The organism is Pseudomonas fluorescens (genome assembly GCF_001648775.1).
Classification (GTDB): domain Bacteria; phylum Pseudomonadota; class Gammaproteobacteria; order Pseudomonadales; family Pseudomonadaceae; genus Aquipseudomonas; species Aquipseudomonas fluorescens_M.
On record NZ_LVEJ01000003.1, the window covers coordinates 31,956 to 49,563 of the forward strand.

Sequence of the window (17,608 nt, forward strand, 5' to 3'; positions counted from 1 at the left end):
GATGAGCAGACAGTTGAAACTCGGTGCGTTCCTCATGGCCACCGGGCACCACGTGGCGGCGTGGCGTCATGCGGATGTGCCGGCGAATGCGGGTCTGGATTTCGCCCATTACAAACGGCTGGCGCTGATTGCCGAGGCGGCGAAGTTCGATGCGTTGTTTGTCGCCGACAGCGTCGCTGCGCCGACCCAAGACATCGCCAGTCGCATGGCGCGCTCCGATCACTTTGAACCGCTGACGTTGCTCTCGGCGCTGAGTGCGGTGACCGAGCACATCGGCCTGATCGCCACGGCGACCACCAGTTACAACGAGCCGTATCACGTGGCGCGCAAATTCGCCTCGCTCGATCACCTGTCGGGTGGTCGTGCGGGGTGGAATCTGGTGACCTCGGACAACGCCGCTGAGGCGCTGAATTTCGGGCGTGATGAACATATTGGGCATGCCGAACGCTATAGCCGCGCCCGCGAGTTTCATCAGGTGGTCACCGGGCTTTGGGACAGTTGGGAGGACGATGCGTTTGCGCGCGACAAGGCCAGTGGGGCGTATTACGACCCTGCGAAACTGCACGTGCTGGATCACGTCGGCGAGCACTTCCGGGTCAAAGGCCCGCTGAACGTTGCACGTTCGCCGCAGGGGCAACCGGTGATCGTGCAGGCCGGCTCTTCCGAGACTGGGCGTGAATTGGCGGCGCAGACCGCTGAAGTGGTGTTCACCGCGCAAACGTCCTTGGCCAATGCTCAGGCGTTTTACGCTGACCTCAAAGGACGTCTGCCGAAGTACGGCCGCAGCGCCGATTCGCTGAAAATCATGCCGGGTGTTTTTGTTGTGGTCGGCCGCACCGAAGCCGAGGCGCAGGAAAAATGTGAAACGTTTCAGCAATTAGTCGAACCTGAAGTTGGCGTGGCTTTACTTGGGCGTATGCTGGGCAACTTCGATTTGTCGAAGTACCCGCTGGACGGGCCGTTACCCGAGTTGCCACTGACCGAAAGCGGCCAGCAGAGCCGGCAGAAATTGCTCACGGAGTTGGCGGGTCGGGAGAACCTGACGCTTGCCGAACTCGGTCGCAAGATTGCGGGCGGGCGAGGGCATTACAGCCTGGTCGGTACGCCGCAGCAGATCGCGGATCGTTTGCAGGAATGGTTCGAACAGGGCGCTGCGGACGGTTTCAACGTGCTGGTGCCGCACCTGCCGGGCGGTCTCGAGGACTTCGCCAATGGTGTGGTGCCGGAACTGCAACGGCGTAGGTTGTTCAGAACGGAGTACGAGGGCCGGACGTTGCGCCAGAACCTTGGCCTGGCCCGACCCGGCAATAGATTTGTGTAACACCCTTCGCGAGCAGGCTCGCTCCCACATTTGGAATGCATTTACCTGTGGGAGCGAGCCTGCTCGCGAAGAAGTCGACACCCATTCAAGACAGACAAGAGAGGATTCGATGACTTACACCGCTGCCGAAAATCGCTATGACTCCATCCCTTACCGCCGCGTCGGCCGCAGCGGTCTGGTGCTGCCGGCACTCTCGCTGGGCCTGTGGCACAACTTCGGCGACAGCACGCCGATCGACACCCAGCGCGCCTTGCTGCGCACCGCGTTCGATCTGGGCATCAACCACTTCGACCTGGCCAACAATTACGGCCCGCCGTACGGCAGCGCCGAGATCAACTTCGGTCGCTTGCTGCGTGAAGATTTCAAGCAATACCGCGACGAGCTGATCATCTCCAGCAAGGCCGGTTGGGACATGTGGCCCGGCCCCTACGGTCAGGGCGGCGGCTCGCGCAAATACGTGCTGGCCAGCCTCGACCAGAGCTTGCAACGCCTCGGTCTGGACTATGTGGATATCTTCTATTCGCACCGCTTCGACCCGGACACCCCGCTGGAAGAAACCGCCAGCGCACTCGCCACTGCCGTACAACAGGGCAAGGCGTTGTACATCGGTATCTCGTCGTATTCCGGGGTGAAAACCCGTGAAATGGCGGCGCTACTGAAAGAGTGGAAAGTGCCGCTGCTGATTCATCAGCCTGCCTACAACTTGCTTAATCGTTGGGTGGAAAAAGACCTGCTCGATACCACCGATGAACTCGGCACCGGCGTGATTGCTTTCACTCCGCTGGCGCAAGGTCTGCTCACCGACAAATACCTCAACGGCGTGCCGGCGGATGCGCGGGTCAATCGTCCGGGCGGTGGTTCGTTGCAGGCTTCGCACTTGTCCGAGGCCAACATTGCTCACGTGCGCGCGCTGAATGAAATCGCCAAGCGTCGCGGCCAGAGTCTGGCGCAACTGGCGTTGGCGTGGACGCTGCGCGATTCTCGGGTGACCTCGGCGTTGATTGGTGCGAGTCGACCGGAGCAGATTATCGAGAACGTCGGGGCGTTGAAGAATCTGAGCTTCAGTGCTGAAGAACTGGCGGAGATTGACCGGTTTGCCCAGGAGGGCGGGATCAATCTTTGGGAGAGGCCTTCGACGGCGGAGTGATGACGATTGGGTTGGATCAGCAAGATCCAACCCCCTCACCCCAGCCCTCTCCCCCAAGGGGCGAGGGGGAAAGGGAGCCGATCTTCATGCCTTTCAAAGCTTGAGTTCAACCCGATATTTCAGGTCAATGTAGCTTGTACAAACACCTCGGTCAGTCCCCTCTCCCTCCGGGAGAGGGTTAGGGTGAGGGGCTTTTGGCTGTAAAAACGGCTCAACAAAAAAACGGCACATCCCCCAACACCGTCGCCCGCTGCATCACCCGCCGCGCCGGCCGATAATCATCCACCGCGTAATGCTGGGTCACGCGGTTATCCCAGAACGCAATATCGTCCTGCTGCCAGCGCCAGCGAATGGTGAATTCCGGCCGCGTCGCGTGGGCAAACAGGAACTTCAGAATCGCCTCGCTCTCGGTTTCCGACAGTTCATTGATCTTCGACGTGAACCCTTCATTGACGAACAACGAACGCCGCCCACTGACCGGATGCGTACGAATCACCGGGTGCGACAGCGGTGGATTCTTGCGTCGTGCTTCTTCCCACTGCGCCAGTGCTTCTGGCGTATTGCCGTAACGTTCCAGTGGAAACGAGCGAGTGAAATCGTGCGTCGCCGTAAGCCCTTCAAGCAAGCCTTTCAGCGGCGCCGACAGCGCTTCATACGCGGCAATGCCACTGGCCCACAATGTGTCGCCACCAAATTCCGGCAACAACTTGGCGCTGAGCACCGCGCCCATCGCCGGCGTCGGCAGAAAGGTCACGTCGGTGTGCCAGATCGCGTTGTCGCGCACGTCGGTGACGGCGGTGTCGAGGATCAGCACTTCCGGTTGTTCCGGCACGTTCGGGTAAATCGGGTGAATGTGCAGGTCGCCGAAGTAAGCGGCGAAGCGCGCCTGCTGCGACGGTTCGATGGGTTGGTTGCGGAAGAACAGCACTTGGTACTTGAGCAGCGCCTGCTCGATGGCGTCGCGGTGTTCCAGGGTCAACGGCTGGCTGATGTCGACGCCGCTGATCTGCGCGCCGAGAGCTGAGCTTAATGCAGTGATGTTGAGGCTGCTCATGGTCTTTCTCTTCGAATTCGGGGTTCAAGCTTTTGTAGGAGTGAGCCTGCTCGCGAATGCGGAGTGTCAGGCGACAGTGCAGTGACTGATCTGACGCTTTCGCGAGCAGGCTCGCTCCCACAGGGGAATTTTCACAAGGCGATTTAGTGGGCCTGGCCGTGCCACGGCACCAGTTTGCGCTGCAGGGCGCGCAGGCCCATTTCCATGGCGAAGGCGATCAGGGCGATGACCAGAATCCCCAGCACCACCACATCGGTGACCAGGAATTGCGCGGCCGACTGCACCATGAAACCCAAACCGCTGGTCGCGGCAATCAATTCGGCAGCGACCAACGTCGACCAGCCAACGCCCAGACCAATGCGCACGCCTGTCAAAATGTCCGGCAACGCGCTCGGCAAAATCACATGGCGGATAAGCTGCAGACGCGTTGCGCCCAACGACTGCGCCGCGCGCAATTTCGCTGGATCAACTGTGCGCACACCGGTGGCCGTAGCAATGGCAATCGGCGCGAAAATCGCCAGATAAATCAGCAGCACTTTCGACAACTCGCCGATGCCGCACCAGATCACGATCAGCGGCAAATAGGCCAGCGGTGGGATAGGGCGGTAGAACTCGATCAGCGGATCGAGCACGCCACGGGCGATGCGGTTGGCACCAATGGCGATACCCACTGGCACGGCGGTCAGAATCGCGAAACCGAGGCCCAGACCGATGCGGCTCAGGCTCGCGCCCAAGTGCTGCCACAACGTCGAATCCATATAGCCCGTGGTCGCTAGCAGCCAGCCTTTTTGCAGCACGGCAGACGGTGGCGGCAAGAACAATGGTTCGATCAAACCAGTGGCAGTCACCGCCCACCAGATCGCCAACAAAGCGAACAGCGTCAGCAAGCTGATCCAGCGCGTGCTGAGGCTGCGGCGCACCGCAATCGCCACCGAAGCGCTGACCGGTTTTACCGCAGCCGAGGAAACGTCGTAACTGCTCATGCGCGCTCCTGCCGTTGCCCGGCGCTGCGTTGCGAGAACACTTTGCTCAGCACGTGTTCGCGGGTTTCGATAAAACGCGGATCGGATTTGATCGCGCGGGCGGACTCGCCAGCGGCGTAACGCTGACCGAAATCCAGGTGCAGACGCTCAACGATCTGCCCCGGATTCGGCGCGAGCAGAATCAGGTCAGTGGCGAGGAACACTGCTTCTTCAATGTCGTGGGTAATCAGGAAAACCGGCTTGGCGGTGCGCTGCCAGACTTGCAGCAACAACTCCTGCATCTGTTCGCGGGTGAACGCGTCGAGGGCGCCGAAGGGCTCGTCCATCAGCAACACACGCGGGTCAGCGGCGAGGGCGCGGGCGAGGCCGACACGCTGTTTCTGCCCACCGGAAAGCTGCCAGATTCGGCGGCTTTCGAAACCGGAGAGATCAACCAGTGCGAGCATCTCACGGGCGATTTTTTCGCGTTTGTCTTTGGCGACGCCGGCCAGTTCGAGACCGAACGCAACGTTGGCCAACACGTCCTGCCAAGGCAGCAGCGCGTCGTCCTGGAACACCACGCCACGTTCTGCGCTTGGGCCTTTGACCGGCACGCCGTCGAGGGTGATGCGCCCGGCGCTCGGTTCAACGAAGCCGGCAATCAGGTTCAACAGCGAAGTCTTGCCACTGCCGGACGGGCCGAGCGCGACCAGCAATTGCTGAGGCCCCAGGGTCAGAGAAATATCCGCCAGCACCGGTGTCGGGCTGCCCGGGTACTGTGCGCTGATGCGCTCCAGCTGTAGCAAGGCCATCGCGGTTAACTCCCGATCAGTTGGTGATGAATTTGGCGCTGACGTACGGCGCGTAGTCCGGCAGAACGGCTTCGACCTTGCCTTGCTCCTTGAGGAACGCAGCGGTGTCGGTGATGGCTTTGGTGGTCGGTGCGCCGAGGGTGACGACCTGATCAGCCGCGAGCGGGTAGACGTTGCCTTGCAGCAGCAGCGGAATATCGCTGGCCTTGGCGCCGGAGAGTTTCACCAGTTTGTCGACGTTGGATTGATCGGCGAGCCAGGCTTTCGGGTCTTTGCGGTAATCGGCGTAGGCGTCGAGGGTGACCTTGGCGAACGCGGTGACGATTTCCGGGTGCTTCTCGGCGAAGTCCTTGCGCACGATCCACGCATCGAAGGTCGGCGCGCCGAACTTGGCCAGCTCGCCGGAGGTGATCAGCACTTTGCCGTTTTCCTTGGCCACGCCGAGTGCCGGATCCCAAACGTAAGTGGCGTCGATGTCACCGCGTTTCCACGCGGCAACGATGGCTGGCGGCGCGAGGTTGAGCACGGTGACTTTCGACGGATCGATGTTCCAGTGCTTCAGCGCCGCGAGCAGGCTGTAGTGACCGGTGGACACGAACGGCACGGCGATTTTCTTGCCGATCAGATCTTGCGGGGTCTTGATCCCGGCACCGTCGCGCGCGACCAGTGCTTCGGCGGCGCCGATCTGGGTAGCGATGAGGAAGGTTTCGACCGGGACTTTGCGGGTGATCGCGGCGGTCAGCGGGCTCGAGCCGAGGTAGCCGATCTGCACGTCACCGGAGGCGATGGCGGCGATGATGTCGGCGCCGTTGTCGAACTTGCGCCAGGCGATATCGGCTTTGGTGGCTTTTTCGTAAGCGCCGTCGGCCTGGGCGACTTTCGCCGGGTCAACGGTGGTTTGGTAGGCGACGGTGAGGTCGGCGGCCTGAGCCAGAAAACTCGCGGCGGCCAGAGAGGCTACGGCGAGCAGGCGAAGCGGGAAATTCAGTTTCATTGAAAAGCTCCATATCAGGCGACCGAGCGTCGGCGTGAAAGGAGACTAAATGATCTAAGAATTAGTAAATAAATAACTTTTTCGAATGAGCTTATGAGCGGAAAAATCTAAGAGCGGGGGAGTTTGTGGGCGTTTCTGATTTATTCGTTCGACGTTAGATCTTTGCCCCCTCACCCCAGCCCTCTCCCCCAGGGGGGCGAGGGGGAAAGGGGGCCGATCTCTGTGCTTTTCAGGGCCTGAGTTCGGCGCGGTATTGCAGGTCGGTGTACTTCGCATCAACACCGCGGTCAGTCCCCTCTCCCTCTGGGAGAGGGCTAGGGTGAGGGGCTCTTCAAGCGACGTTTAGTTGCTGATCGCCAAAATACTCGCCTGATACGACCCGACAAACACATCAAAATCGCCCACCTCGTTCTGCTCCAGCTCAGCCTGCGCGGCCAGCGAAGTACGCGCCAACTCCTCAAACCTAGCCTGCTCATCCGCCGCCAAAGGCTCGCTACGGAAAAACTCCGCATGCGCCTGGCTCTGACGCAACGAGAACTGCGCAAAGCTTTCCTTGTGCTCAGCCATCGCCGCCAGCACCTGCGCGGACGGTGTCAGGGACGGATCGCTGACCTTGGCTAGTTGCCCGTCCAGCGCCTTGCTGTGCGCGTCGCCGCCATGGCTCTGATCCAGCAACGCCGCCAGCGGAGCGATTTGCTCGAGCAGCTCGGCGGCCCAAGTCTTCATCTCGACCGACTCACCGTCACGCTGCAATTGCAGCCCCGGACGGCGGCCTTCCTTGACCACGCTGAGGAAGTTCGACGTGGCGTTGCCGCACGACGTGTTGGTCAGCAGCGGGCTGTCGTTCAGCGCGCAGAACAGCAGGAACGCGTCGAGGAAGCGCGACTCTGTGAGGTCGATGCCCATTGGCAGGAACGGGTTGATGTCCAGACAACGTACTTCAACGTACTGAATGCCACGGGCGACCAGCGCCTGAATCGGCCGCTCACCGGTATAGGTCACGCGTTTCGGGCGGATGTTGGAGTAGTACTCGTTTTCGATCTGCAGGATGTTGGTGTTGAGCTGCACCCACTCACCATCCTTGTGCGTGCCGACTTCAACGTACGGCGCGTACGGTGTGGCCACGGCTTTGCGCAGGCTGTCGGTGTAGCTCGCCAGATCGTTGTAGCACGGCGTCAGACCGGCCTGGGCGTTGCTCTGGTAACCGAGGTCGCTCATGCGCAGGCTGGTCGCGTACGGCAGGTACAAAGTGTCTGGATCGAGTTGTTCCAGCTGATGCGAACGACCACGCAGGAATCCGGCGTCCAGCGCTGGCGACGCACCGAACAGGTACATCAGCAGCCAGCTGTAGCGGCGGAAATTACGGATCAGCGCGATGTAGGAGAACGACTGAAAGTCGCGATCCGTGCCGACAAAACCTTCGGTTTCGCGCAGCAGCGGCCAGAGCTTTTCCGGCAGCGAGAAGTTGTAGTGAATCCCGGCGATGCACTGCATGGTCTTGCCGTAACGCAGGGCCAGGCCCTTGCGGTAGACGTACTTGAGCTGACCGATGTTGGAGGTGCCGTAATAGGCGATCGGGATGTCTTCCTCGGCCGGCAACGGGCACGGCATCGATGGACTCCACAGGTACTCGTTGCCGAGTTTGCTGTAGGCAAAACGGTGAATCTTGTCCAGGCTCGCCAGGGTATCAGCCGGATCCGGCAGGGCGGGCGTGATGAATTCCAGCAGCGACTCGGAGTAGTCGGTGGTGATCTGTTCGTTGGTCAGCGCGGAACCCAAGGCTTCGGGGTGCGGCGTTTGCGCCAGGCGACCTTCGCTGGTCACGCGCAGGCATTCACGTTCGATACCGTGCAGGCACTGCTCGAGCAGAGAGAGGTTAGCGCGCTCGCCGAGCAGAGCCAGGCGGCGGTTGAGAAGTTCGCTCAATTTGGATTCCTTCACGCGTCAGTCGCCCCAATATGGGGGTGGGCAGGACGGTCTACAAGGGTGAAGTTGAAACTGGCGTTTTCGCCTGGTTTTGTAGCGGCAGGCCATTTGCCGGTCAGTCAGGAACTGCACAATCCCTGTGGGAGCGAGCTTGCTCGCGAAGAGGGTTTATCAGCCAACATTTCGGTTGCCTGACACACCGCCTTCGCGAGCAAGCTCGCTCCCACAAGGTTCGTTGCGCCGAAATTAACTCAAAATGATGACCGGTAGCTACAGGACAGCGAACGTGCCTTGCGCTTTTGCGACCAGTTTGTCGCCCTGCATCACGTCGGCTTCGACCACCAGCGTGCGCCGGCCCGGGTGGATAACCCGCGCCGTGCACATCACCTCACCGTCGGAAACGGCGCGGATATAGTTGATCTTGCACTCGATGGTCGCGCTCTGCTGATCGAAACCATGAGTGCTGGAACAGGCCAGCCCCATGGCGATGTCGACCAGACTGAACAGCGCGCCACCGTGCAATTTGCCGCCGCGATTGCGCAGTTCCGGTTCCAGCACCAGGGCGACTTGCGCCACCCCGGTTTCCAGGCTGTGCAGGCGGCAGCCCAACAGCTTGAAAAACGCGCTCTCGACGAGCCCGGCCGGAATTTCCATTAGCGTTTCTTCAACTGCTTGGCATTGGCGAACAGCGAGGCCATCGCGTTGTTCACCGGCGCGGCGGTGGCGGTTTCCTTGCGTGGCGCATTGTTCGAAGGCTGGCGCTGGGCCGAGCCAGGACGCGAGCCACGGGCACCGTCGATTTTCTCGCCCGGGGTGTCGCCCATGCGCATCGACAGGCCAACGCGTTTGCGCGGGATGTCGACTTCCATGACCTTCACTTTCACCACGTCACCGGCTTTCACCGCTTCACGCGGATCTTTGATGAACTTCTCCGACAGCGCCGAGATGTGCACCAGACCGTCCTGATGCACGCCGATGTCGACGAACGCACCGAACGCGGTCACGTTGGTGACGACGCCTTCGAGGATCATCCCCAGTTGCAGGTCTTTCAGATCTTCGACGCCTTCTTGGAACTCGGCAGTCTTGAACTCCGGACGCGGGTCACGGCCCGGTTTTTCCAGTTCCTGGAGGATGTCGGTGACGGTTGGCAGACCGAACGTCTCGTCGGTGAATTTCTTCGGATCCAGACGCTTGAGGAAACTGGCATCGCCGATCAGCGAGCGGATATCACGGTCGGTTTCAGCGGCAATACGCTGCACCAGCGGATAGGCTTCCGGGTGAACGGCCGAGGAATCCAGCGGGTTGTCGCCGTTCATCACGCGCAAGAAACCGGCCGCCTGTTCGAAGGTTTTTTCCCCCAGACGCGCGACTTTCTTCAGGGCTGCACGGGTTTTGAACGCGCCGTGCTCGTCGCGGTGAGCGACGATGTTCTGCGCCAGCGTCGCGTTGAGGCCGGAGATGCGGGCCAGCAGCGCTACGGATGCGGTGTTCACATCTACGCCGACGGCGTTTACGCAATCTTCAACCACGGCGTCCAGACCGCGCGCCAGTTTCAGTTGCGAAACGTCGTGCTGGTACTGGCCGACACCGATGGATTTCGGATCGATTTTCACCAGCTCGGCCAGCGGATCCTGCAAGCGGCGGGCAATCGATACCGCGCCACGGATCGACACGTCGAGATCCGGGAATTCCTTGGCCGCCAGTTCCGATGCCGAGTACACCGATGCGCCGGCTTCGGAAACCATGACTTTGGTCATCTTCATCGCTGGATATTTTTTGATCAGTTCGATCGCCAGTTTGTCGGTCTCGCGGCTGGCGGTGCCGTTGCCGATGGCGATCAGGTCAACCGAGTGCTTGGCGCACAGGGCGGCCAGAATGGCGATGGTCTGATCCCACTTGTTGTGCGGCACGTGCGGGTAAACCGTGGCGTGATCGAGCATCTTGCCGGTCGAGTCGACCACGGCAACCTTGCAGCCGGTCCGCAGGCCCGGGTCGAGACCAAGGGTTGCGCGCGGGCCGGCCGGGGCGGCCAGCAGCAGGTCGTGCAGGTTGTGCGCGAACACGTTGATCGCCTCGGTTTCGGCACCGTCACGCAGCTCGCCGAGCAGGTCGGTTTCCAGGTGCGTGTAGAGCTTGACCTTCCACGTCCAGCGCACCACTTCGCCGAGCCATTTGTCGGCCGGACGGTTCTGGTTCTGGATGTTGAATTGCTGGCCGATCATGCCTTCGCACGGGTGCATGGTGCCTGGCAATTCGTCGCCGACTTTCAGCGCGGAGCTGAGGATGCCTTCGTTGCGGCCACGGAAAATGGCGAGCGCGCGGTGCGACGGCATGCTTTTCAGCGGCTCATCGTGTTCGAAGTAATCGCGGAACTTGGCGCCTTCCTCTTCCTTGCCGGCGATAACGCGGGCACTCAGGGTGGCTTCCTGTTTCAGGTAGTTACGCAGTTTTTCCAGAAGGCTGGCGTCTTCGGCGAAGCGTTCCATGAGGATGTACTTGGCGCCTTCCAGCGCGGCTTTCACATCGGCCACGCCTTTTTCGGCATCGACGAAGCGTGCGGCTTCGGTTTCCGGCGCCAGGTTCGGGTCGTTGAACAGGCCGTCGGCCAAGTCGCCGAGGCCGGCTTCCAGGGCGATCTGGCCCTTGGTGCGGCGCTTCTGCTTGTACGGCAGGTACAAGTCTTCGAGGCGGGTCTTGGTGTCGGCGAGTTTGATGTCGCGCTCGAGGGCAGGGGTGAGTTTGCCTTGCTCTTCGATGCTGGCGAGGATGCTGATGCGCCGTTCGTCGAGTTCTCGCAGGTAGCGCAGACGCTCTTCCAGATGACGCAACTGGGTGTCATCGAGGCTGCCGGTGACTTCTTTCCGGTAACGGGCGATGAAGGGAACGGTAGAGCCTTCATCGAGTAGCGCGACGGCCGCTTCGACCTGTTGTGGGCGTACACCGAGTTCCTCGGCGATGCGGCTGTTGATGCTGTCCATAAAACCACCTGACATATTGTGAAAGCAGGCTCGCAGGCACGGAAATAAAGGCCCGGAGTCTGGTTGAGCGGCGTGAAGATGGCCGCTGCCTGGGTCAAAAGGCAGCCCATTGACCCGTGAAATCGAACAATTACTGCGCTCGGCAGGAAAAAAAGCCTGCCACCTGCGGTAACGATTCAGACGTTGCCTGGCACAAAACGCCGCGCATTATAACCAGCGTTCTGTCATTCGGGGGCGTCGCAGTCTGTAGGCATAAACCCCGGTTTTCTGGCAGTGAAGGAAAAATCTGCTAACAATGCACACGGTGCGTATAACGGCAGCTACGCCATAATGCGCGCCGAGCTAAAAGGAGCATCCAATGAGCAGCACTGCACAAACTGCTGAAGGCGAAAAAATTCTCATCGTTGACGACGATCCGGGCCTAAGCAGCCTGCTGGAACGTTTTTTCGTCAGCAAGGGCTATCGCGCCCGTACCGTACCGAATACCGAGCAGATGGATCGTCTGCTGTCGCGTGAAGTCTTCAATCTGGTCGTCCTCGACCTGATGTTGCCTGGCGAAGACGGTCTGACCGCGTGCCGCCGTCTGCGGGCCGCGAACAACCAGATCCCGATCATCATGCTCACCGCCAAGGGCGATGAGATCAGCCGCATCAAGGGTCTGGAACTGGGCGCCGACGATTACCTGGCCAAGCCGTTCAACCCGGACGAGCTGATGGCGCGTGTCAAAGCGGTCCTGCGCCGCCAGGCCGCACCGGTGCCGGGCGCACCGGGCAGTGAAGACGAAAATGTCACTTTTGGTGATTACGTCCTGTCGCTGGCCACCCGCGAATTGAAGCGCGGTGACGAAGTGCACATGCTCACCACCGGTGAGTTTGCGGTACTCAAGGCATTGGTGATGAACGCGCGTCAGCCACTGACCCGCGACAAGCTGATGAACCTGGCCCGTGGCCGCGAGTGGGATGCCCTCGAGCGTTCCATCGACGTGCAGATTTCCCGTCTGCGCCGGATGATCGAACCCGATCCATCCAAGCCGCGCTACATCCAGACTGTCTGGGGCGTGGGCTACGTGTTCGTACCGGATGGCGCCGCCACCAAGTGATCGGCGATTTGTAGGAGCGGGTCTGTCGGGCCCGGGTTGAATGACCCGGCCCGCAGACTCGCAATCCGCAATATGCGAGCATTGCTCGCTCCTGCAAGTGTGTAGCGGTTATTGATGAAGACCCCTGTCTGGTTCCCCCAAAGTTTTTTCTCCCGCACCCTTTGGCTGGTGCTCATCGTCGTGCTGTTTTCCAAGGCGCTGACCCTGGTTTATCTGTTGATGAACGAGGACGTGCTGGTGGATCGCCAATACAGCCACGGCGTCGCCCTGACGCTGCGCGCCTACTGGGCTGCCGATGAAGAAAACCGCGCGAAGATCGCTGACGCCGCAACCCTGATCCGGGTGGTGGGCGCCGGTGTGCCGGAAGGCGAACAGCACTGGCCGTACAGCGAAATCTACCAGCGACAAATGCAGGCCGAACTGGGTGCCGACACCGAGGTGCGCTTGCGCATGCATTCGCCGCCAGCGCTGTGGGTGCGCGCGCCGAGCCTCGGTGATGGTTGGCTGAAAGTACCGTTGTATCCGCACCCGTTGCGCGGCCAGAAAATCTGGAACGTGCTCGGCTGGTTCCTCGCCATTGGCTTGCTGTCGACGGCGTCGGCGTGGATTTTCGTCAGTCAGCTCAATCAACCGTTGAAACGCTTGGTCTATGCCGCCCGGCAGCTTGGTCAGGGCCGCAGCGTGCGGTTGCCGATCAGCGACACGCCGAGCGAAATGACCGAGGTCTATCGCGCCTTCAACCAGATGGCCGAAGATGTCGAGCAGGCCGGGCGTGAACGCGAACTGATGCTGGCCGGCGTCTCCCATGACTTGCGCACACCGTTGACGCGTTTGCGTCTGTCGCTGGAATTGATGGGTGACCGTAACGACCTGACTGACGACATGGTCCGCGACATCGAAGACATGGACGCGATTCTCGACCAGTTCCTCGCGTTTATCCGCGACGGTCGTGACGAGTCGGTAGAAGAGGTCGACCTCAGCGATCTGGTGCGAGAAGTCGCGGCGCCGTACAACCAGAACGAAGAGAAAGTGCGTTTGCGTCTGGAGCCGATCCAGCCGTTTCCGCTGCGTCGGGTGTCGATGAAGCGCTTGCTGAACAACCTGATCGGCAACGCTTTGAACCATGCGGGCGGTAGCGTTGAAGTCGCGGCGTATGTGTCCGGTGACGTCAGTGCGCCGTATGTGGTGTTGAGCGTGATGGACCGTGGCGCGGGGATTGATCCTTCGGAGCTGGAGGCGATTTTCAACCCGTTCACCCGAGGCGATCGTGCGCGGGGCGGGAAGGGTACGGGGTTGGGTCTGGCGATCGTGAAGCGGATTGCTTCGATGCACGGCGGCAATGTTGAACTGCGCAATCGGTCCGGGGGGGGATTGGAAGCGCGAGTCAGGTTGCCGTTGGGGTTGATGTTGCCGCGGGATGCGGTCTGAATCAGAGCCCCCTCACCCCAGCCCTCTCCCGGAGGGAGAGGGAGCTGACCGAGGTGTCTGGCGTCATACATCGACCTGCAAAATCAGGTCGATTATGGATTCAGCGGTACTCGTTCACGTCGGTGTACTTCTTCAATATCCCCCAATCAGTCCCCTCTCCCTTCGGGAGAGGGTTAGGGTGAGGGGCTCTTGCTCTTTGCTCTAGCCCTTGCCTTTGGTGCGCGTCATATTCGGCCCACCATTCTTCTCAAGGTGCTCAATGATGATTCCCGCCACGTTCTTGCCGGTGGTGGTCTCGATCCCTTCCAGCCCCGGCGACGAGTTCACTTCCATCACCAGCGGCCCGTGATTGGAGCGCAGGATGTCCACACCCGCCACCGCCAGTCCCATCACCTTCGCCGCGCGCAACGCCGTCATGCGTTCTTCCGGGGTGATCTTGATCAGGCTGGCGCTGCCGCCGCGATGCAGGTTGGAGCGGAATTCACCCGGCTTGGCCTGCCGCTTCATCGCCGCGATCACCTTGTCGCCGACCACGAAGCAACGAATGTCGGCACCGCCGGCTTCCTTGATGTACTCCTGAACCATGATGTTCTGTTTCAGGCCCATGAACGCCTCGATCACCGACTCTGCCGCCGTGGCGGTTTCGCACAGCACCACGCCGATGCCTTGGGTGCCTTCCAGCACTTTGATCACCAATGGCGCACCGTTGACCATGTCGATCAGGTCGGGAATGTCATCCGGCGAGTGAGCAAAACCAGTCACCGGCAAACCGATGCCGCGCCGCGACAGCAACTGCAGCGAGCGCAACTTGTCCCGCGAGCGAGCAATCGCCACCGATTCGTTGAGCGGGAACACCCCCATCATTTCGAACTGGCGCAACACCGCGCAGCCATAAAACGTCACCGACGCACCGATCCGCGGAATCACCGCGTCGAAACCTTCCAGCGGTTTGCCGCGATAGTGGATCTGCGGCTTGTGGCTGGCGATGTTCATGTAGGCGCGCAGGGTGTCGATCACTACCATTTCATGCCCGCGCTCGGTTCCGGCTTCGACCAGACGGCGGGTGGAATACAGACGCGGATTCCGCGACAGCACAGCGATCTTCATGCAACACCTGTGGAGGAGGTAGATACCGGGAACACCGGCTTGTCTTGTACATATTTGATGCCCGGATTGACCACCAACTGGCCATCGATCAGGGCTTTGGAACCGAGCAACAGGCGATAACGCATGGACTTGCGGCAGGCGAGGGTGAACTCGACTGACCAGACCCGATCACCCAGGGCCAGGGTGGTGCTGATCACGTAGCGCACCTGTGCATGGCCGTTGGAGCTTTTAATGGTTTTGCGCGTCACCAGCGGCGCTTCGCAGCGGCGGTGACGCAGCTGCACCACCGTGCCCAGGTGCGCGGTGAAGCGCACCCACTTCTCGCCGTCGCGTTCAAACGGTTCGATGTCGGTGGCATGCAGGCTGGAGGTACTGGCACCGGTGTCGATCTTCGCCCGCAGGCCCGCGACTCCCAAATCCGGGAGCGCCACCCACTCGCGCAGACCGACAACGGTCAAATGGTCAAATGTCTTCAATAGAAAAAACCAACGATTAACGCGCCCATGCCTCAGGCGAAACCCGGGCGAGCGCTTTGAATGCAGGTTTGGCGAACCAGTAGCCCTGCATCAGAAATATTCCACAGTCCGCCAGGAAATCCCGTTCACCGGCGCTCTCAATGCCTTCGGCAATGACTGTAACGTCCAACTCCGCACAGATTGTGACAATCCCCCGGACGATCGCCTGACGAACACGGTCTTGATCGACATCGCGGATCAGCGCCATGTCGAGTTTGATCAGGTCCGGTTGGAAATCAGCCAGCAGATTGAGCCCCGAATAACCGGCACCGAAATCATCAATGGCGGTCTTGAAGCCGAATTCGCGGTATTCACGCAGAATATTGGTCAAATGGCGATAGTTATCTACATGCTCGCTTTCCAGTGTTTCGAAAATCAGTCGGTCGAGAGGGAAACGGTGTTTTTTTGCCGCCTCCAGAGTGCTGCGAATGCATAGCTCTGGACGATAGACGGCGTTGGGCATGAAGTTGATCGACAAGTGTGTCTGCATATTAAGATCGGCCGCGCCTTCGATGGCGCGGGTCCGGCAGAGTTGGTCGAAGCGGTAGCGGTTATCTTCTGTAACCTGATTCAACACGGTGAGTGCGCCTTCACCAGCCACCCCACGAACCAGCGCTTCGTGGGCGAAAACCGACTGGTCGCGCAGATCGACGATGGGTTGATAGGCGAAGGAAAAATCGAAGCCCAGTGATTCGCTCTGCTGACACCCTTGGCAACCGGCCTTGGGTGAAGTTAATGAAGACGGAAATTTAGTCACTCGATCACTCCATGCCGATGAACCGGCCAAGATCACAGTCTATCTGGAGGGCCGAGTTCTTGCGCCCGACAGAAACGGTAGTACAGTTCCGACTACTGGCCGAACGAGGAATTCAAATGGCACAAAAAAGCGAAGAGGACGACAAGGTCCGTCTCGACAAGTGGCTGTGGGCTGCGCGTTTTTATAAGACCCGCGCCTTGGCCAAAGCGGCGATCGAGAGCGGCAAGGTGCATTGTCGCGGCGAACGCTGCAAGCCTGGCAAAGAGCCACGCATTGGCGATGAGTTCGAGATCCGTACCGGGTTTGAAGTGCGGACGGTGAAGGTCGAGGCGTTGTCGATTGTGCGACGCGGGGCGCCCGAAGCGCAGACGTTGTATGCAGAGACCGAGGCGAGTATCGCCAAGCGTGAAGCCGCAGCGGCGATGCGCAAGGCGGGTGCGTTAGGCGTGAGCACCGACGGCAAACCGAGCAAGAAGCAGCGGCGGGATTTGTTCAAGTTTCGCGGTAGCAGTAACGACGAATAATTGCGTTGTTGGTGCTGGCCTCTTCGCGAGCAGGCTCGCTCCCACAGGAGATTGCATTTCAATGTGGGAGCTAGCCTGCTAGCGATTCGAGGGCGCAGCCCTCGCCGAAGACAGCTCGGTTTCAGGCGCTACGCACCACACTCATCCGCGAAACCAGCGGCAACTTGCCCAGCAACGCAAAGATCGGCGCCGTCACCTTCAGCCAGAAGTTCGCCGCATGGTAGGCAAACGGTGTGTAGTAACCCCAACCCAACGCCCACACCGCCAGCAATACACCACCGATGTAATCGTCCTGACCCCAATGCGCGCCGGCCACCAGGCGCGGCAGCATGAACAGCAATGCCAGCCCCCAGATGATCACGAACTGCCCAACCGTGCGGCTGAACACGCCCATGAACAGCGCCCAGATCAGCAGCACCGAGGCATGGTCGCCCGGGAAGCTCTGGCTCGAGCGGTCTTTCAGCTCCCAGGTTTTTTCCAGGTGCGGGAAGTAATCGCTGATGTGCACTGCACCTTCCAGCACCATCGACGGGCTGCTGTGCTGCCAGTCCATGTGGTCGGCGAACTTGGAAAACAGCGCGCGAATCACCACCATCAATAGCAGTATCGAGAAAAAGCCGAAGAATGCGCGACGTACATCAATCGCCTTGAACACCCAGTCGCCCTTGATCAGCAATGCCAGCAGAATCAGCCCGACAACGATGTCGAACGGGCGCAGACTTGCAATTGCCCAGGTGTGGAGCCATATCGGGTTGCTGGCCAGCGGTGCATTCAGCGAGCGGAACAGCCACTCGTCGAAAATCACACACAGCGCGTTGCCCGTAGGCCATAACCAGAAAGCCAGTAGCGCCAACGGCACTACGTTGCACAGAACCAGCCGGCCGAGGTTCCACCTTGATTGGAACAAACCCGGATTGTTCATAAAATGCCTCCCATGGCAGAGCAGTCGGCACCAAAAAGAGTGCCAAGAAGCGTAAATTTTCA

16 protein-coding genes are annotated in these 17,608 nt (G+C 60.3%); 5 read left to right on the forward strand and 11 right to left on the reverse strand.

Annotated features, from left to right (window positions below):
- The first annotated feature begins 1 nt into the window (after position 1).
- Complete coding sequence (locus A8O26_RS04580; RefSeq protein ID WP_064116971.1) at positions 2-1,321, forward strand: LLM class flavin-dependent oxidoreductase; 1,320 nt, start codon at positions 2-4, stop codon at positions 1,319-1,321.
- A 109-nt stretch (positions 1,322-1,430) separates the two neighbouring features.
- Positions 1,431-2,468 (forward strand): L-glyceraldehyde 3-phosphate reductase, encoded by a 1,038-nt coding sequence (mgrA, locus tag A8O26_RS04585; RefSeq protein ID WP_064116972.1) that lies wholly within the window; start codon positions 1,431-1,433, stop codon positions 2,466-2,468.
- A gap of 211 nt (positions 2,469-2,679) precedes the next feature.
- Here mgrA and tauD read toward each other — a convergent pair whose 3' ends face one another.
- From tauD to A8O26_RS04620, 7 genes are all read right to left on the reverse strand, one after another.
- The gene (gene tauD / locus A8O26_RS04590; protein ID WP_064116973.1) at positions 2,680-3,522 is read right to left on the reverse strand and encodes a taurine dioxygenase; all 843 of its coding nucleotides are present in this window, start codon (positions 3,520-3,522) and stop codon (positions 2,680-2,682) included.
- Between the two features lie 143 nt (positions 3,523-3,665).
- Positions 3,666-4,505 (reverse strand): taurine ABC transporter permease TauC, encoded by an 840-nt coding sequence (gene tauC / locus A8O26_RS04595; protein ID WP_064116974.1) that lies wholly within the window; start codon positions 4,503-4,505, stop codon positions 3,666-3,668.
- Positions 4,502-5,296, reverse strand: coding sequence for a taurine ABC transporter ATP-binding subunit (gene tauB / locus A8O26_RS04600; RefSeq protein WP_007917917.1), 795 nt, complete (start codon positions 5,294-5,296; stop codon positions 4,502-4,504). The genes tauC and tauB overlap by 4 nt, the downstream gene beginning before the upstream one ends.
- Positions 5,297-5,312: 16 nt before the next feature.
- On the reverse strand, positions 5,313-6,290 hold the full coding sequence (gene tauA / locus A8O26_RS04605; protein WP_064116975.1) for a taurine ABC transporter substrate-binding protein: 978 nt from the start codon (positions 6,288-6,290) through the stop codon (positions 5,313-5,315).
- Between the two features lie 342 nt (positions 6,291-6,632).
- Positions 6,633-8,216, reverse strand: a complete 1,584-nt coding sequence (gene gshA, locus A8O26_RS04610; RefSeq protein WP_064116976.1) for a glutamate--cysteine ligase — start codon at positions 8,214-8,216, stop codon at positions 6,633-6,635.
- Between the two features lie 270 nt (positions 8,217-8,486).
- Complete coding sequence (locus tag A8O26_RS04615) at positions 8,487-8,870, reverse strand: PaaI family thioesterase (RefSeq protein ID WP_053116527.1); 384 nt, start codon at positions 8,868-8,870, stop codon at positions 8,487-8,489.
- Positions 8,870-11,194 (reverse strand): Tex family protein, encoded by a 2,325-nt coding sequence (locus A8O26_RS04620; RefSeq protein WP_064116977.1) that lies wholly within the window; start codon positions 11,192-11,194, stop codon positions 8,870-8,872. Before A8O26_RS04620 ends, A8O26_RS04615 begins: the two co-directional genes overlap by 1 nt.
- A 358-nt stretch (positions 11,195-11,552) precedes the next feature.
- On the opposite strand from A8O26_RS04620, the gene ompR reads away from it, so the two are divergent.
- Complete coding sequence (ompR, locus tag A8O26_RS04625; RefSeq protein WP_008080479.1) at positions 11,553-12,293, forward strand: osmolarity response regulator transcription factor OmpR; 741 nt, start codon at positions 11,553-11,555, stop codon at positions 12,291-12,293.
- A gap of 114 nt (positions 12,294-12,407) precedes the next feature.
- Positions 12,408-13,721, forward strand: a complete 1,314-nt coding sequence (locus A8O26_RS04630) for an ATP-binding protein (RefSeq protein ID WP_064116978.1) — start codon at positions 12,408-12,410, stop codon at positions 13,719-13,721.
- Between the two features lie 201 nt (positions 13,722-13,922).
- Here A8O26_RS04630 and rimK read toward each other — a convergent pair whose 3' ends face one another.
- The 3 genes from rimK to A8O26_RS04645 are packed head-to-tail and all read right to left on the reverse strand — an operon-like array spanning position 13,923 to position 16,100.
- The gene (gene rimK, locus A8O26_RS04635) at positions 13,923-14,828 is read right to left on the reverse strand and encodes a 30S ribosomal protein S6--L-glutamate ligase (protein ID WP_007949201.1); all 906 of its coding nucleotides are present in this window, start codon (positions 14,826-14,828) and stop codon (positions 13,923-13,925) included.
- Positions 14,825-15,286: an ATP-dependent zinc protease family protein gene (locus A8O26_RS04640; protein ID WP_172828123.1), complete on the reverse strand. Its 462-nt coding sequence runs from the start codon at positions 15,284-15,286 to the stop codon at positions 14,825-14,827. The genes rimK and A8O26_RS04640 overlap by 4 nt, the downstream gene beginning before the upstream one ends.
- A 34-nt stretch (positions 15,287-15,320) precedes the next feature.
- Positions 15,321-16,100, reverse strand: a complete 780-nt coding sequence (locus tag A8O26_RS04645) for an EAL domain-containing protein (protein ID WP_064116980.1) — start codon at positions 16,098-16,100, stop codon at positions 15,321-15,323.
- 116 nt (positions 16,101-16,216) lie between these two features.
- On the opposite strand from A8O26_RS04645, the gene A8O26_RS04650 reads away from it, so the two are divergent.
- Positions 16,217-16,624, forward strand: a complete 408-nt coding sequence (locus tag A8O26_RS04650; protein WP_007917939.1) for an RNA-binding S4 domain-containing protein — start codon at positions 16,217-16,219, stop codon at positions 16,622-16,624.
- 121 nt (positions 16,625-16,745) lie between these two features.
- Here the strand turns inward: A8O26_RS04650 and A8O26_RS04655 are convergent, their stop codons facing one another.
- Complete coding sequence (locus A8O26_RS04655) at positions 16,746-17,546, reverse strand: phosphatase PAP2 family protein (RefSeq protein WP_064116981.1); 801 nt, start codon at positions 17,544-17,546, stop codon at positions 16,746-16,748.
- Between the last annotated feature and the right edge of the window lie 62 nt (positions 17,547-17,608).

Bases quoted from the DNA above. Each gene is read 5' to 3' on its own strand.
- A8O26_RS04580 (WP_064116971.1), top strand. From the start codon at position 2: ATGAGCAGACAGTTGAAACTCGGTGCGTTCCTCATGGCCACCGGGCAC.
- mgrA (WP_064116972.1), top strand. From the start codon at position 1,431: ATGACTTACACCGCTGCCGAAAATCGCTATGACTCCATCCCTTACCGC.
- tauD (WP_064116973.1), bottom strand. From the start codon at position 3,522: ATGAGCAGCCTCAACATCACTGCATTAAGCTCAGCTCTCGGCGCGCAG.
- tauC (WP_064116974.1), bottom strand. From the start codon at position 4,505: ATGAGCAGTTACGACGTTTCCTCGGCTGCGGTAAAACCGGTCAGCGCT.
- tauB (WP_007917917.1), bottom strand. From the start codon at position 5,296: ATGGCCTTGCTACAGCTGGAGCGCATCAGCGCACAGTACCCGGGCAGC.
- tauA (WP_064116975.1), bottom strand. From the start codon at position 6,290: ATGAAACTGAATTTCCCGCTTCGCCTGCTCGCCGTAGCCTCTCTGGCC.
- A8O26_RS04615 (WP_053116527.1), bottom strand. From the start codon at position 8,870: ATGGAAATTCCGGCCGGGCTCGTCGAGAGCGCGTTTTTCAAGCTGTTG.
- A8O26_RS04620 (WP_064116977.1), bottom strand. From the start codon at position 11,194: ATGGACAGCATCAACAGCCGCATCGCCGAGGAACTCGGTGTACGCCCA.
- ompR (WP_008080479.1), top strand. From the start codon at position 11,553: ATGAGCAGCACTGCACAAACTGCTGAAGGCGAAAAAATTCTCATCGTT.
- A8O26_RS04630 (WP_064116978.1), top strand. From the start codon at position 12,408: ATGAAGACCCCTGTCTGGTTCCCCCAAAGTTTTTTCTCCCGCACCCTT.
- rimK (WP_007949201.1), bottom strand. From the start codon at position 14,828: ATGAAGATCGCTGTGCTGTCGCGGAATCCGCGTCTGTATTCCACCCGC.
- A8O26_RS04650 (WP_007917939.1), top strand. From the start codon at position 16,217: ATGGCACAAAAAAGCGAAGAGGACGACAAGGTCCGTCTCGACAAGTGG.
- A8O26_RS04655 (WP_064116981.1), bottom strand. From the start codon at position 17,546: ATGAACAATCCGGGTTTGTTCCAATCAAGGTGGAACCTCGGCCGGCTG.